12 protein-coding genes are annotated in these 15,305 nt (G+C 71.4%); 10 read left to right on the forward strand and 2 right to left on the reverse strand.

Going from position 1 to position 15,305, the window contains the following annotated elements:
- Window positions 1-84: 84 nt before the first annotated feature.
- Together rph and msrA are read right to left on the reverse strand one after the other, a co-directional pair.
- Window positions 85-2,697, reverse strand: a complete 2,613-nt coding sequence (rph, locus tag AB0B29_RS35495) for a rifamycin-inactivating phosphotransferase (RefSeq protein ID WP_362246484.1) — start codon at window positions 2,695-2,697, stop codon at window positions 85-87.
- 702 nt (window positions 2,698-3,399) lie between these two features.
- Complete coding sequence (gene msrA / locus AB0B29_RS35505; RefSeq protein ID WP_362246486.1) at window positions 3,400-3,909, reverse strand: peptide-methionine (S)-S-oxide reductase MsrA; 510 nt, start codon at window positions 3,907-3,909, stop codon at window positions 3,400-3,402.
- A gap of 435 nt (window positions 3,910-4,344) precedes the next feature.
- On the opposite strand from msrA, the gene AB0B29_RS35510 reads away from it, so the two are divergent.
- The 10 genes from AB0B29_RS35510 (at window position 4,345) to AB0B29_RS35555 (ending at window position 15,255) form a co-directional block, all read left to right on the forward strand.
- Window positions 4,345-4,869, forward strand: a complete 525-nt coding sequence (locus tag AB0B29_RS35510) for a hypothetical protein (protein WP_362246488.1) — start codon at window positions 4,345-4,347, stop codon at window positions 4,867-4,869.
- 398 nt (window positions 4,870-5,267) lie between these two features.
- Complete coding sequence (locus AB0B29_RS35515; protein ID WP_362246489.1) at window positions 5,268-7,397, forward strand: hypothetical protein; 2,130 nt, start codon at window positions 5,268-5,270, stop codon at window positions 7,395-7,397.
- Between the two features lie 97 nt (window positions 7,398-7,494).
- Window positions 7,495-9,015, forward strand: a complete 1,521-nt coding sequence (gene pelF / locus AB0B29_RS35520) for a GT4 family glycosyltransferase PelF (protein ID WP_362246491.1) — start codon at window positions 7,495-7,497, stop codon at window positions 9,013-9,015.
- Window positions 9,012-10,430, forward strand: coding sequence for a hypothetical protein (locus AB0B29_RS35525; protein ID WP_362246493.1), 1,419 nt, complete (start codon window positions 9,012-9,014; stop codon window positions 10,428-10,430). Before pelF ends, AB0B29_RS35525 begins: the two co-directional genes overlap by 4 nt.
- A gap of 48 nt (window positions 10,431-10,478) precedes the next feature.
- A complete protein-coding gene (locus tag AB0B29_RS35530) occupies window positions 10,479-11,480 on the forward strand; it encodes a GDP-mannose 4,6-dehydratase (protein WP_362246495.1) in 1,002 nt (333 codons plus the stop codon).
- Window positions 11,481-11,549: 69 nt separating this feature from the next.
- Window positions 11,550-12,263, forward strand: a complete 714-nt coding sequence (locus AB0B29_RS35535) for a nucleotidyltransferase family protein (protein WP_362246497.1) — start codon at window positions 11,550-11,552, stop codon at window positions 12,261-12,263.
- 7 nt (window positions 12,264-12,270) lie between these two features.
- Window positions 12,271-13,173: an NAD-dependent epimerase/dehydratase family protein gene (locus AB0B29_RS35540; protein ID WP_362246498.1), complete on the forward strand. Its 903-nt coding sequence runs from the start codon at window positions 12,271-12,273 to the stop codon at window positions 13,171-13,173.
- Entirely contained in the window at window positions 13,170-13,832 is a 663-nt protein-coding gene (locus tag AB0B29_RS35545; protein ID WP_362246500.1) for a spherulation-specific family 4 protein, read from the forward strand. The genes AB0B29_RS35540 and AB0B29_RS35545 overlap by 4 nt, the downstream gene beginning before the upstream one ends.
- Window positions 13,829-14,650: an endo alpha-1,4 polygalactosaminidase gene (locus tag AB0B29_RS35550; protein ID WP_362246502.1), complete on the forward strand. Its 822-nt coding sequence runs from the start codon at window positions 13,829-13,831 to the stop codon at window positions 14,648-14,650. The genes AB0B29_RS35545 and AB0B29_RS35550 overlap by 4 nt, the downstream gene beginning before the upstream one ends.
- Window positions 14,632-15,255: a hypothetical protein gene (locus AB0B29_RS35555; protein ID WP_362246504.1), complete on the forward strand. Its 624-nt coding sequence runs from the start codon at window positions 14,632-14,634 to the stop codon at window positions 15,253-15,255. The genes AB0B29_RS35550 and AB0B29_RS35555 overlap by 19 nt, the downstream gene beginning before the upstream one ends.
- Window positions 15,256-15,305 lie beyond the last annotated feature (50 nt).

Consider the following 15,305-nt stretch of genomic DNA (forward strand, 5'->3'; position numbering starts at 1 on the left):
CCCGGTGCCGGGGAGGGCGCATCCTGAGCAACGACAGCCGGCCGGTGTCCTCACGGCGGTGGCTCTCGCTGTCCGGTGGTGCTGTCAGGACAGGATCTCGACGTAGCCGTCGCTCCCGTGCACCCGGATCCGCTGTCCGTCACGGATCAGCTTGGTGGCCTGGTTCACGCCCACGACGGCCGGCAAGCCGTACTCGCGTGCGATCACCGCGCCATGGGTCATCAGGCCGCCCACCTCCGTCACCAGGCCCGCGATTCCGACGAACAGGGGTGACCAACTGGGGTCCGTGAAAGCCGTGACCAGGATGTCGCCCGCCTCGAGATCGGCTTGCGCCATGTCGAGCACGACACGGGCCCGTCCCTCGATGGTCCCCCCGGAAACCGGCAGGCCGATCAGGGCACCGGGCGGCACGTCGTCGCGCCGGTACGCCCCGTTGACGGCCTCGCCCTCCGATGTGAGGACCCGGGGCGGTGTGAGCGCGTGGTACGTCCAAAACGCCTCCTTGCGCTGCTCGATGAGCTGGTCGTCCACGTGCTTCGAGCGGACGACGTCGTGGAGTTCCTGGAACGTGAGGTAGAAGATGTCCTCCCTGTCGGCGAGCACCCCGGCCCGCACGAGTCGGTCGGCTTCCCCCAGCAGGGCTTGCTTGTAGACGAAGTAGCGGCTGACGATGCCGTACTTGGGGTACTCGCGGTACCCGATGAAGGTGCGGACCCGGTCGATCATCCGCTTGGTCTCGTCGGCTTTGCTCTCCCCGTCGGGCAGCGCCCGCAGGCGTGACAGCACGTCCTGTTCCTTCTTCCACGCCTCCTGCCGGCCCTGCTCGAAGCGCCGCCGGGCGGCGCCCGGTTCGAAGTTCCTCACGTTGTCGAGGATCGCCGGCACGAGCGTGCTGGGGCGCTCTCGCCAACGGGGCCTCGTGATGTCGATCTCTCCGGCACAGCGCATGCCGTACCGGTCGAGGTAGGCCTCGATGGCGTCGCGCGCCTCGGTGCCGCCCGCGAGCTTCGGCAACTCGTCCAGGAAACCGTCGTCGCGGGCGTTCTGCAGGAAGTCAACCACCTGTGCGTGGGGTCGGATCGCGTCCGCGACGTCGAGCAGCTCCAGTCCCATCTCGGACGTGACGTTGTCGGGGGCGGACAACGTCAGGGTGTCGGCCGCGTTCTTCTCCCCCAGCCATTCCTGGAGCTTGTCGTTGAGCCACCAGGTGGCCTCCATGCCGGCCATGATCGCCTGCATGCTCAGCGGATCGGTGAGCACTCGCTTGTGCTCCTCGAAGGCCTCCAGCAGGAAGTCGAACAGAGCCGGCCCGGTCTTCGTCCCGATCTCGCGCCGCAGGGCGGCGATCGACTCCCTGTTGCGCTCGATCAGCCCGGTGACGACGGCCGGATCGGTCTCGATCGGGGTGGGTGCGCCGCCACCGGCCCGCGGGCCGCCGGGAGCCGCCTTCGGGTCCGGGTCCGGGAGCGAGGGGATGAAGTCCTCGCGCTCCAGGACGGTTTCCAGCGCGTCCCTGGTCAGGGGATCGCCCCTCCCCATGAGGTCCAGGAGGCCGGCGCGGCTCGCGGGCGAGGACAGGGCCCGGGTGGCGTCGACGAACAGCCTGCCGCCGGCGTCGGAGAACGAGGCCATGGCCGTCAGCTTCCACACGGAGAGTCCGAGGGGCTTCATGGGGTCGGTCATCATCTGCTGATGGCCGACGGAGACGTAGACGTGGTTGTCCTGATCGTCGGTCTCGGGGATCGGGAAGAGCGTGGTGATCGGCCGGCTCTGGACCATCTGGAAGCCGTCGTCGACGAGACACCATTCGATGTCCTGGGGGCGGCCGAAATGCTCCTCGATCCGCCTCCCGAGCTGGACGAGCCGCACGACCTGCGCATCCGTGAGCGCCGGCTCCTGCTGCCGCTGCGGGTCGACCGCCACCTGCTGCGTGCCGCCGTCCGGCAGGGCGCGCACGGCACGCTGTTTGACGGCGACCGCCCTCTCGACGATCTCGTCCCCCCTCACCTTGTAGACGTCCGGGTTCACCAGGCCGGAGACCAGGGCTTCGCCGAGGCCGAAGCCCGCGTCGACGGTGGACACCTTCCGGTTGCCCGTGACGGGATCGGCCGTGAACAGGATGCCGGACGCATGCGGGAAGACCATCCGCTGTACGACCACGGCCATGTCGACCATGCGGTGGTCGATGTCGCTTCGCTGACGGTAGGTCACGGCCCGCTCGGTGAAGAGCGAGGCCCAGCACCGGCTGACATGCCGGAGGACCTCCGTCGGCCCCACGACGTTGAGGTACGTGTCCTGCTGGCCGGCGAAGGATGCCGTCGGAAGGTCCTCCGCCGTCGCGCTGGATCGGACCGCGCAGGCGACCTGCTCACCCAGCCGGGCGACGGCTCGGGTGATCTCTGCGGCGAGGTCGTCCGGGACGGCAGTCTCTTCGATGGTCCCGCGGATCCGCGCGCTGAGCGTGCCGATCGCCCCCCGGTCGTCCGGGTTCGAGCGCGACAGCTGATCCAGCAGATCCGCGATCGACGGCGACTGCGCCACGATCCGCCGGAAGGCGTCCGTCGTCACGCAGAAGCCGCCCGGCACGCTGACGCCCTCGATCCGTGCGAGCGCACCCAGGTGGGCACCCTTGCCGCCGACGACCGCGAGGTGCGTCTCGTCGACGTCACGGAGATCCAGCACGTACCGCCCGGTCATCGCGATACCCCCTGCTCTGCCGCATCCATGGTCGAGCCCGTTTCGATCTCCGACACACGCACCTCGTGTCCCCGTTTCCGCAGGTAGTGGCTTCGGTCGACGATTCTGCGACAGGCCCGGGGCCTTGCCGCAAGCCCCCCTGTGCGCTATAACTTGGGAGAGGCAAGGAGAGATCTCCTTGCCTTCGTGCTTTTCGTGCACAGGTCGCCAAGCCGCCCCGCCCGCTGCGCCTCGCGGCCTGGGAACTCGCCGCGCAGGCAGAGGACAGTGGGTGCCCTCTCGTGTCCCTCAAGGGCGTGCGGGTGGCCGGCCGGCTGCTTTCCAGCCGTGGGTGAGGTGCGCAGGTGGCCCGGACTGACGGTGGGACTGCTCACTCAAGACCCCGCGTTCGGGCGGCTCGACCGCACTCGTCCGAAACACCTACGAGCTGTCGGTGGGCCAGCGCCGGCGTCTGGCCCCGGCGCTGCTCGTGGGCCCGCGCGCCTCACCTGTTGCTGCTCGACGAACCCGCCAACCACCTCCCCCCGGCTGTGCGACGAGCGGGAGGAGGCACTGAGAGCCGGGGTCAGGTTCGCGACCACCGTAGCTGCCCGCCGCCGTCGTCTGTCACAGCACGTGCCTGAGTGCAGCCGCATGTGTGTGCCATGGACGACGCGTGGCCGGGAAGGGCGGCACCCTTCCCGGCCACGTCGGCGTGCAGGATCAACCGCGCCTGGGCAGCCGCCAGTTCGGGCGCGGGAAGTGGCAGGTGTACCCCTCCGGGTAGCGCTGGAGGTAGTCCTGGTGCTCCGGCTCGGCCTCCCAGAACGGACCCGCCGGCACGACTTCGGTCACCACCGGGCCCGGCCACAGGCCGGACGCCTCGACGTCGGCGATGGTGTCCAGCGCGACGCGCTGCTGCTCGTCGTCAAGGTAGAAGATGGCGGACCGGTAGCTCTCACCGATGTCGTTGCCCTGCCGGTTCCGGGTGGTCGGGTCGTGGATCTGAAAGAAGAACTCCAGGATCGCCCGGTAATCGGTCGCGGTCGGGTCGAACACGATCTCGATCGACTCCGCGTGCCTGCCGTGGTCACGGTAGGTGGCGTGGGGCTTGTCGTTGTCGCCGCTGTAGCCGACCCGGGTGCGGATCACTCCGGGAAGCGACCGGATCAGCTCCTGCATGCCCCAGAAGCAGCCACCCGCCAGCAGCGCCCTCTCCTCGACATCACTCATGGCGCATCACCCTTCTTGCCCGTATTCGTCCACACTCGCATGTAGTCACCATCTTGGCAGGTGACGACCCGGGCTGTCACGGCCGGTTCCTCTGCTCACCGGCCACGGCGTCCGCGTCCGCCGGGACGCCTCCCTGCACGCAGGCCGGAAACCGGCGGGTGGCCGAGAATCTCCAAGCGAGCCCGGGAGGGAGAGCGGTCCCGGGGATCCGATATGCGCCAATGTCATCTTCTCGCGCCGGGAGAGCGGGCCACCCTGCCCGGCCCGCTCAGCCATCCCGGCAAGCACCGGCTGCCTGGGACGACGCGAGGTCCGTCACGCCTTCATGTTTCCCACACGACTCCCTCACGTCATGAACACTTCCGGCCGAGTGGCGAGCGGCACCGTCCCGAGGGGGCAGACGGTGTACCCGGCCCCTGCCTAGCCTCCCAGGCCATGCGATCACCCCTGATGAGACGTTTCGGCCTCGGTGCCGTCCTCGCCCTCGCCCTCGCCGTGTTCGGCCTGGCCCCCAGCGCGAGTGCGGCGGCAGCGCCGGCGGAGCTGACCTTCACCACCGACAGCGCCACCACCGCACCCGGCGGCTCGGTCAAGCTGTCGATGACCCTCACCAACAACAACACCTACGACGTCTGGTTCGTGTACCAGACGATCGAGCCGACGTGGCTGACCACGCAGCGCCCCGACCTCAAGTACAGCTTCTCCGGGTGCAGCCTGACCACCACAAGCGGCCCGGCCCCGTGCTCCGGCACCGGCCCGGCCAACCTCGGCGGCAACTACGGCGCCACCGTCCCGCCCGGCCAGAGCCGCACGGTCACCCTGACCCTGGACGTCGCCCCCGACTCCGGCTGCAACGGCAACATCGGCTTCTACTCGTACTTCTACGCCGAGTTCAGCGACTCCACGAACGTCAGCGGCGGGCCGGTCTACACGCCCGTGACGCGAGTGCTCTGCTCCTGACGCTCCGTCCGTGGAGCCGGCGGCCGTGACCTGAAAGGCTCGCTGTCCAGGCACCGGCGCCGGTCTGGACCACTGGCACTCCGACCGGCGGGTCCCACAGACCCGCCGGTGCGCCGCACCGGGCCCGGACCAGCACACCGAGCCCTCGCGTCCACCGGGCCCGGCCTCATGCGGCAGCACAGAACCGCTCGTTCCGCTTTCGGAACCACCGCGTTGGGCACCTGCTCTTTTCCGTCATGTTCCGCAACATGACCGCGAATTCTCCACACAGACATCACTATGTGACGCGAACGGATGCGTGACGAACCGGCTTCTGAGGGGGACGCCGGCGGCACGCAAGGGGGTGTCCGCTCCACAGGAGCCGTGCTCACCCCTGCCCGGGGAGGGGACCTCACCGCATGAAGCGGACCTTTCGCACCACCGTGCTCACGGTGAGTGCGCTCATCGCCGCAGTCGGCCTGCCGGCCGGCGCGGCACACGCCGACACCACGCCCCGCATCGACCTGCGGGTGCTGGTGGTGAGCGACGGCGGCCCGTCGACCGACGCGATAGCCGCCGAACTGGCCGCGGCGGGAACGCCGTACACCCGCGTCGACCTCACGCAGGCGGGCCGGCCCGTGATCGACGCCGGCTTCCTCGCGGACACCGTCGACGGCAGGCCGCGCGCCAAGTTCCAGGCCGTGGTGCTGCCCAGCGACAACCCGTTCCCGGCCGGCTCCGCCGAGATGGCGGCACTCGCGGCGTACGAGCAGAAGTACGACGTTCCCCAGGTCGACGCCTACACCTACGCGCGCCCCGAAGCGGGCCTGCAGTACCCGGTCTACGGGGGCTACTCCGGCAGCATGGACGGCAAGCGGGCGGAGGTGACCGCCGCCGGGAAGTCCGGCCCCTTCGGCTACCTCGACGGGGCGGTGCCCTTCGAGGACAACGACCCGGCCATCGGCGAGAGTTACGCCTACCTGTCCAAGCCCGTCGCGGGGGCCGACTTCACCCCGTACGTCGAGGCGGTGATCCCCGGGCAGACGGCCAAGGGCACGCTGGTGGGCGAGTACCGGCACGACGGGCGGCGCGAGCTGGTCGTCACCTTCGTCTACAACCAGTACCAGCAGCAGTTCCGGCTCCTGGCCCGCGGCATCGTGGAGTGGATGACCGGCGGGGTGCACCTGGGCGCCTCACGGAACTACTTCTCCGTCCACGTGGACGACGTGTTCGCCGCCGACGACCGCTGGAACAGCCAGCTCAACTGCACCCCGGGCGACGTCGACTGCGAGGATCCCAACGCGGCACCCGACCCGATCCGGATGACGCCGGCCGACGTGGACCACGCCGTCGACTGGCAGAACGGCGAGAAGTTCACCCTCGACTTCGCCTACAACGGCGCCGGCAGCGCCGACCACCGTGAGGACAACAACGGTGCCGACCCCCTGGCCGACCGGCTGACCGCACGGCGGGGCGAGTTCCGCTGGATCAACCACACCTACTCGCACCCGTTCCTCGGCTGTGTGCAGGACATCAGCGTGGTGCCGTGGAAGTGCGCGACCAACGCCGACGGCAGCACCCGCTGGATGAGCCGCAACGACATCTCCGACGAGATCGCCACGAACCGTGTCTGGGGCGAGAGAGCCGGACTGCCCCTGGTGAACGACGAGTTGGTCACCGGCGAACACTCCGGCATGAAGGTGCTGCCGCAGCAGCCCCAGGACAACCCCAACCTGGCCCTCGCCCTCGACGACAACCACATCGCCTGGCTCGGCTCCGACAACTCCCGTGAGCCCGCCCAGCGCCGGGTCGGCCCGGCCACGACCGTGCCCCGCTACCCCATGAACGTCTTCTACAACGCCGGCCGGGCGGCCGAGCAGGTCGACGAGTACAACTGGATCTACACCAGCCGCGCCCAGGGCGGCAGCGGCATCTGCGACGACAACCCGGCCACCACCACCTGCCTGCCGGCACCGCTGAACCCCGCCACCGGCTACGCCGACCACATCGTCCCGCTGGAGACCCGGATCGCCCTCGGGCACGTCCTGGCCAACGACCCCAAGCCGCACTTCATCCACCAGTCGAACCTGGCCGAGGAGCGCATCGCCTACCCCGTGCTCAACGGCGTCCTGGACGGCTACAAGGCCCTGTTCGCCGACAACGCGCCCGTGGTGAACCCGCGGATGAAGGACATCGGCGTCGAACTCCGGCGCCGGGCGGACTGGCAGGCCGCACTCCGGGCCGGGAAGATCACCGCCTACCGGATCGGCAGCACGGTGACCGTCGACGCGCCGAACGGGCTGGCGGTCACCGCGACCCTGCCCACCGGCAGCACGCTCGCCGGGGCCGCGTTCGGCGAGGCGTACGCAGGGGCCGTGTCCGGATGGACGGCCGCCCCGGGTACGCCGCTCACCCTCACCCTGCCGGCCTCCGCCGCGGCTCCGGCCACCGGCAACACGGCCGACCCCGCCCCGGCCACCGGCACCGCACCGCGCACCCGTGTCCCCGCGGGCGTCAGCGACCCCGTGGGGCACACCGCAGACGGCTGAACGGCGCATCCACCCCAGTCCGACCGACGGTCCCGGCCGCTCCACAGCGGCCAGGACCGGCCCGAACCACCCCACTCCTCGGCCGTGGAGCACATCGATGCCCGTTCCCCAGGGCGCGCGACATGCCGGAGCAACGCGCGTCACCCTGCTCACCGAAGGCACCTACCCGCACAGCCACGGAGGCGTCAGCGTCTGGTGCGACCAGCTCGTACAGGGCATGCCCGACCTCGCCTTCGACGTCATCGCCGTCACCGGGACCGGACGTGAACCGGTCGTATGGGACCTCCCCCCGCACGTCACGGGCGTGCTGTCCGTCCCCATGTGGGGCGCCCCGCCCGAGGGACGCCCGCCGCGGGGCAGGTCCCGCAACCGACTCGCCGCCGCCTACGAGCGCTTCCTGACCGCGCTGCTCGAGCCGCGCGCCGAGGACGGGTTCGCGCCCGCCCTGTACACACTGGCACGGGCCGCGTCGGACGGGACGCTGAGCCCCTTCCTGCGCGGAGACCGCGCGATCGCCATCCTCACCGCGCTGTGGACCCGTCCCGGTCTCGCCGTGCGCGAGGCGCAGCCGACCCTGCACGACGCGCTCACCGCGACCGCCCTCCTGGAGCACGCCCTGCGCCCGCTGGCCGCACCGGCTCCCGAGACCGGGGTCGCGCACGCGGTCAGCGGCGGGGTCGCCGTCCTGCCCGGCCTCGCCGCGCTCGAACGGCACGGTGTCCCGCTGCTGCTGACCGAGCACGGGGTCTACCTGCGGGAGCGCTACCTCGGCTACCGCACCGCGCCCTACCGCTGGCCGGTGAAGGCCGTGATCCTCGGGTTCTTCCGGCTGCTCGCCCGGGAGAGCTACCGCCGGGCCGCCCTGATCACGCCCGGCAACCGCTACAACCGGCTGTGGGAGGAGGAGGGCGGCGCCGATCCGGAGTCGATCCGTACCGTCTACAACGGCGTCGACCCCGCCGCGTTCCCGGCCGCAGGGCCCGAACCGGACACCCCGACCCTCAGCTGGGCGGGCCGCGTGGACCCCATCAAGGACCTGGAGACCCTCATCCGCGCCTTCGCCCTGGTCCGCGCCGAACTCCCGCACGCACGACTGCGGCTGTTCGGCGGGACGCCCCGGGGCGGAGAGGCCTACCGCGAACGCTGCGAAGCCCTGGCCGCCGAACTCGGGCACGGCGACGCCGTCACCTTCGAAGGCCGCGTCGACGACATCAAGGACGCCTACGCCGCCGGGAACGTCGTCATGCTCTCCAGCATCAGCGAAGGCTTCCCCTTCACGCTGATCGAAGCCATGTCCTGCGGCCGGGCGACCGTCTCCACCGACGTCGGCGGGGTACGCGAAGCCGTCGGGGACACCGGGCTCGTGGTGCCTCCGCGCGATCCGCAGGCGATGGCGAGGGCAGCGCTCCAGCTGCTGGGCGACGCCGCGCGGCGCAGGGCCATGGGCGAGGCGGCCCGGCTGCGGGTCATCGAGCAGTTCACCCTCCGGCAGACCATTGACACGTTTCGGTCCGTCTATCTGGAACTGGCCCACCCCGAACAGGAGTCGCCGGCCATGACCGCCACGGTCAGGATCTCCGCCCCGGCCGTCCACGGCACCGGAAGCCTCGCCCTGTGAGCGGGCCGATATCCCTCGAACCGGGGGGCTCCGAACAGGACACGCTGGCCATCCGGCTGGCCGGCACCCGCCCGCCGCGCCGCCGGCCACGGTGGGCCCTGGACGACGCCACGCTCGCCATCCGGCTCCCCCGCAGCGGGCCCGACGAGCAGGCGGTCAGTGAGCTCGCCGCCGAACTCGCCGACCGCATAGGGCCCGCCGTCCACCCCTACGAGGTCGCCGCGCTGCTGGAGGCGGAGGGACTGTCCGCCTCCGTCATCAACGAGCGCTACGGTCACCCGAACCTGTTCTCGCTCGCCTCCGCCCTGTACGAGCAGGTGCCGCGCACCTTCCCCGAACCCGCCCCGGCGGCCGACCCCTGGCGCCCCGACACCGTGCGCTGTCTGCTGCGGGGCGTGCTGTTCGCCCTGCCGGGGCTCGCCTACCTGCTGACCGCACCCTTGTGGGACGCCGGCGGGTACGCACCCGCCCTGATCGTGGCCGGACTCGTCTCGTGGGCGTGGGGGCAGGCGCTCGGGCACCGCGCGCACCTGCGGTTGGCGGCCGGGCGCCGGGAGGCGGGCCGTACCCTCCTGGCCGGCGCACCCGTGGGAGCGGCGGTGGCCACGGCGGTCGCCGCGCTGCCGGCGGGCGGCGGACCGGTGACCCTGGTGGCGGCCGCGCAGTCCGCGTATCTGGCGGCCGCCGGTGTCCTGCTGGTGCTGGGCCGGGAACGGCTGCTGCTGGCGGCGCTCAGCCCGCTGCTCGTGGGTGCGGCCGTCCTGCCCCGGTGGGAGCCGGGCCCCGTGGTGCGGGCCGGGCTGCCCCTGCTGGCGCTGCTCGCCACCCTCGCCGTCACCGGCTGGGTCCTGCGGGGCGCCCTCGCCGTCCCGGCCGCCGTCGGCTCGGCCCGGCCGCGTCTGCTGTGGTCACTGCCGTACGGCCTGTTCGGACTGGCCGCCGGGGTGCTGGTTTTGCTGGAGGGGCGTGAGGAGCCGTACGCGGTGATCGTGCTGACGCTGAGCATGGGGCCCGCGGAGTGGCTGCTGTACCGCTACCGCGGACTGTCCGTCGCCGCGCTGCGCGCCACCGCCACACCCGCCGGGTTCCTGCTGCGTTCGGCCGGCATCCTCGGGCTCTGCCTGCTCGCCTATCTCGCGCCGCTGCTGCCCGCGGCCCTGCTCACCGGCGCCGACCCGGTCGCCCTGCTGCTGCTCGCCGCCGTCCTGTGGACCGCGCTCCTGCTCCAGGCGTTCGGGGCGGCCTGGCCGTCGGCCGGGATCTGCCTGACGGCAGCAGGCGGAGCCGGAGCCGTCGTCCTGTTCCATCTGCCACCGGGCGCCGCCCTGGCCCTGCCGCTCGGCTGCGGCGCCGCCGCCCTGTGTCTGTCGGCGTGCGCGCTGTGGCTGCTCGGCCGGCCGGCACCGCACGCCTGAGCGCCGCTTCTCCCCCGCTCCGTTCATCTCATCGAAGGGACCACGCAGTTGACCTCCGCACCGCTCGCCGCCGTCACCGGAGCCGAGGGCTTCATCGGCTCGCACCTCACCGAGGCGCTGGTCGCCTCCGGACACCGGGTGCGGGCCATGGCCCAGTACAACTCCTTCTCCTCCTTCGGCTGGCTGGAGACCCTGCACCCGGACGTCCTGGACCAGGTGGAGATCGTCCTCGGGGACGTCCGGGACCCGGGCTCGGTCCGCGGCCTCCTGGAAGGCGCCGACACCGCCTACCACCTGGCCGCCCTGATCGCGATCCCGTACTCCTACCAGGCCCCGCACAGCTACGTGGACACCAACGTCACCGGCACCCTCAACGTGCTGGAAGCCGTGCGCGCCCTCGGCACGCCCCGGCTGGTGCACACCTCCACCAGCGAGACCTACGGCACCGCACAGACCGTGCCCATCACCGAGGACCACCCCATCAACACCCAGTCCCCGTACGCCGCTTCGAAGGCGGGCGGAGACCGGCTGGCCGACAGCTACCACGCCAGTTTCGACACCCCGGTCGTCACCCTGCGGCCCTTCAACACCTTCGGGCCGCGCCAGTCGATGCGCGCGGTCATCCCCACGGTCATCGGGCAGGTCGCTGCGGGGGAACGCACGATCACCCTCGGCGACCTGCGCCCCACCCGGGACTTCACCTTCGTCAAGGACACCGCGCAGGCCTTCCTCGCCGTCGGTACCGCGCCCGCCGAGCGGGTCGTGGGCCGTACCTTCAACGCGGGAACCGGCGGGGAGATCTCGGTGGGCGACCTGGTCGCGCTGATCGGCAAGGTGATGGACACCGCCCTCGACGTCCGCGAGGACACCGCCCGCATCCGTCCCGCCAACTCCGAGGTGATGCGGCTGGTCGCGGACGCGAGCCGGCTCGGTGCGGCCACCGGCTGGCGGCCCGCGCACACCCTGGAGGAAGGCCTCGCGTCCACCGTGGAGTTCTTCCGCGACCCCGCCAACCTCGCCCGGTACAAGACCGGCATCTACAACATCTGACACCACACAGCGGATCTCGTCCGTCACGTCTGCGCACGTCCACGAAGCGTCCACGAAGGAGGAGCCCCCATGCACGCAGTGATCCTGGCGGGAGGCAAGGGCGTCCGGCTGCGGCCGTACACCACCGCGCTGCCCAAGCCGCTCGTGCCCATCGGCGACCAGCACGCCATCCTGGAGATCGTCCTGCGCCAGCTGTCCACGGCCGGCTTCACCAGCTGCACCATCGCCATCGGCCACCTCGGCGAGATCATCCGCGCCTACGTCGGCGACGGTTCCCAGTGGGGTCTGACCGTCGACTACGCCACCGAGGACAGCCCGCTGGGCACCATGGGACCGCTGCTCAACCTGCGCCACCGGCTGCCCGAGACCTTCCTGGTGATGAACGGCGACGTCCTCACCGACCTCGACTACGCCGACGTCCTGCGCCGGCACCGCGCGTCCGGGGCCCCGCTGACCATCGCCACGTACGCCCGCAAGGTGCACATCGACTTCGGGGTGCTGACCACCGACTCCAGCAAGGTCGTCGCGTTCACCGAGAAGCCGAGCATGGACTACCGCGTCTCCATGGGCGTCTACGGCCTGTCCCGGAGCACCCTGGACGGCTACACGGCCGGGCTCCCCCTCGGCTTCGACGAGTTGGTGCTCGACCTGCTGAAGAGCGACAACCAGCCGCACGCCTACGACTTCGACGGGTACTGGCTGGACATCGGACGCCCGGACGACTACGACCGGGCCAACGCCGAGTTCACCACCCGCAAGTCGCTGCTGCTCAAGGGAGCCTGAGCACGTCATGCGCATTCTCGTCCTGGGCTTCACCGGCTATCTCGGCGCTCATGTCGTCGAGCGGCTGCGCGCCCTGCCGGGCGCACTGGTGATCGGTGCCGGCCGGTCGCCTGCCGCCGACCTCGACGTCGATCTGGCCCGTGTCCGTCCGGAGCGGCTGGCGAAGACCCTCGCGTCGGCCGCGCCCGACACCGTCGTCAACTGCGCGGGCGCCACCGGCGGTGACGCCGTCACCCTCGCCGAGGTCAACGCCCGCGGTCCCGCGGTGCTGTGCGCCGCCCTGCGCGAGGCGGCTCCCGCGGCGCGCCTGGTGCACCTGGGCTCGGCCGCCGAGTACGGCCCGGGCACGCCCGACGTCCCGGTGACGGAGTCGGCGCCGACCCGCCCGGTCGGTCCTTACGGGGCGACGAAGCTCGCGGGCACGGTCGCGGTGACCGCCTCGGGCCTGGACTCGGTGGTGCTGCGGGTGGGCAATCCGGTGGGCCCGGGCGCTCCGCCCACCGGGCTGCCCGGCCGGATCGCCGCACTGCTGCGCGAGGCCGGTTCAGGCCCGGAGGCGGTGCTGCGGCTGGGCGACCTGTCCGCCTACCGTGACTTCGTGGACGTACGCGATGTGGCGCGGGCGGTGGTGCTCGCGGCCACGGCTGAGGGCCCGTTGCCGCCCGTGCTCAACATCGGCGGTGGCGGGGCCGTCCCGGTGCGCGACCTGGTCCGGCGTCTGGCCGCGCTCGCCGGTTTCCGGGGCCGGATCGAGGAGGACACGGCGGGTGCCGCGGGCTCGGCCCGTTCCGGGCAGGTGTCGTGGCAGTGCTCCGACATCACCGCGGCCGGGCACGCCGTCGGCTGGCGTCCGGCGCACTCCCTCGGCGATGCGCTGACCGCCCTGTGGGAAGGCGGCCGCACGCCGTGAGCCTGCTGATCCCGCTGTACGTCCATCCGGCCGAGGACCCCGGTGCCTGGCACCGGCTGATCACCGCGGCGACCCACACCTACGGTGTCGTCCTCAACCCGGCGAGCGGGCCGGGCGAGGTGCCCGACCCGGCGTTCACCGCGGCGGCCGGTGCGCTGCGGGCCGCGGGGGCTCGGCTGCTCGGCTACGTCGACACCGACTACGGGATGCGCGAGCCCTCGGCCGTCGCCGAGGACGTGCGCCGGCACCGTGAGTGGTACGAGGCGGACGGATGTTTCCTGGACCGGGTGACGGCGACCGCGGACGGACTGCCCGCGTGCCGCAGGCTGGTGCGGGCGGTGCGCAGGCTGGGTGCGGGGACGGTCGTGCTCAACCCCGGCGTCCATCCGGCGCCGGGGTACGCCCGCCTCGCCGACCTGACCGTCACCTTCGAGGGCCCCTGGTCGACGTACGTCTCGGCCTTCAGCCGGCCGTCCTGGGCCGCACGGCACCCGCCCGAGCGGCTGTGCCACCTCGTCTACGGTGTGCCCGAGGCCCTCGTTCCCCTGGCCGTGCGCACCGCACACGAGCGCGGAGCGGCGGTCTGTGGTCCGGTGACGGGCGAACCGCCCAATCCCTGGGACCGGTTGACGCCCGCGCTCACCGGGGCGGGGCGATGAGCAGGGCGGCGGTGTGGTGCGCGGCCCTGCTGACCGCTGTGACGGCCGCGGCGCTGACGGGCTGTTCCGGCAGCGACGAGCGGCCCGCCGACGGGCAGGGTACGGCGTCACCCGCTCGCGCCGTGTGGAAGCCACGTCCGGGACTCGCCTGGCAGTGGCAACTCGACGGCAGGGTGGACGCGTCGGCCGACGTGCCCGTCTACGACATCGACGGCTTCGAGAACTCCGCGGCGGACGTGGCACGGCTGCACCGCGCGGGAAGGAAGGTCATCTGCTACGTCAACGTCGGCGCGTGGGAGGACTTCCGGCCGGACCGGGACGCTTTCCCGCGCTCGGTGCTCGGCGAGCCCAACGGGTGGTCGGGCGAGCGGTGGCTGGACATCCGGCAGCTGACCGTCCTGCGACCGATCATGGAACGCCGCTTCGACATGTGCCGCGACAAGGGCTTCGACGCGGTGGAACCCGATCTGGTGGAGGGCTACGGAAACGACACCGGTTTTCCGCTGACCGCACGCGACCAGCTCCGGTACAACAGGATGATCGCGGCCCTCGCTCATGAGCGGGGGATGTCGGTGGGGCTGAAGAACGACCTCCCCCAGATTCCCCAGCTCGTGGGCGATTTCGACTTCGCGGTCAACGAGGAGTGCGCCCAGTACGACGAGTGCGGCGAACTCTCCCCGTTCATCGCGGCGGGCAAGGCGGTGTTCCACGTGGAGTACGCGGAGCCGCGGAGCGCTTTCTGTGCGGAGTCCCGCCGACTGGGATTGTCGTCGATGCGGAAGAAGCCTGAACTCGGGGTGTGGCGGAGCTCCTGCTGAGCGTGTTGCATGATCAGGGCATGTCGAATCCTGCTGCGTTCCGTGACCGGTCGAACTGGTCCGGCGGTTACTACGAACTGGCCATCGAGGTCGGGTCAACCGCTGATGCCGACCTGCAGGCGCTCCTGAGTGCTGTGTGGTCGGCAGCGGAGGTGCGGGGTTCGTTCGCGTTCACCGATCGTGAGCCCGAGGAGCAGGAGCCCGTGCCGTGCACGGTTGCCTCCCTCGCGGAGTACGGCCACCTTCATGGTCGGGTGCGTTTGCCCACCGGCCGGCTGATCGTGTGCGGTTGCGTGGCGATCCGCGGAGGTGACGACAGCAGCGACTGGCTGGACTTCTACATCCCTGATGGCGCGCTGGACAACGCGGGGGTCGCCCAGTGGGACGGCCGGCCGTTCTTCAGGTCTGCGGTCATGGACGACTGGCTCGCGTCCATCGGGACGGCGGTCTTCGACCGGGTGCGCTTCAGTCTCGGCGTGATCGGCTGGGAGGTCTCCGGATGCACCGATGCGGCAACGCTGGCGGGCAGATTGCCACAGGAGCGCTCGATCGGATACCTGCTTCCGCGAGAGGGAGGCCTGCAGTACGGGGCGGCCAACGACTGAGCAAAGCCTGACGGCCCCTCCCTCGTCAGAGGAAGGAGCCGTCGGAGTGT

Origin of the sequence: Streptomyces tibetensis, from assembly GCF_040647715.1 — a bacterium.
Classification (GTDB): domain Bacteria; phylum Actinomycetota; class Actinomycetes; order Streptomycetales; family Streptomycetaceae; genus Streptomyces; species Streptomyces tibetensis_A.

Coding starts and splice junctions, on each gene's coding strand:
- AB0B29_RS35550 (WP_362246502.1), top strand. CDS start 13,829: ATGAGCAGGGCGGCGGTGTGGTGCGCGGCCCTGCTGACCGCTGTGACG.
- AB0B29_RS35515 (WP_362246489.1), top strand. CDS start 5,268: ATGAAGCGGACCTTTCGCACCACCGTGCTCACGGTGAGTGCGCTCATC.
- AB0B29_RS35540 (WP_362246498.1), top strand. CDS start 12,271: ATGCGCATTCTCGTCCTGGGCTTCACCGGCTATCTCGGCGCTCATGTC.
- pelF (WP_362246491.1), top strand. CDS start 7,495: ATGCCCGTTCCCCAGGGCGCGCGACATGCCGGAGCAACGCGCGTCACC.
- msrA (WP_362246486.1), bottom strand. CDS start 3,909: ATGAGTGATGTCGAGGAGAGGGCGCTGCTGGCGGGTGGCTGCTTCTGG.
- rph (WP_362246484.1), bottom strand. CDS start 2,697: ATGACCGGGCGGTACGTGCTGGATCTCCGTGACGTCGACGAGACGCAC.
- AB0B29_RS35535 (WP_362246497.1), top strand. CDS start 11,550: ATGCACGCAGTGATCCTGGCGGGAGGCAAGGGCGTCCGGCTGCGGCCG.
- AB0B29_RS35510 (WP_362246488.1), top strand. CDS start 4,345: ATGCGATCACCCCTGATGAGACGTTTCGGCCTCGGTGCCGTCCTCGCC.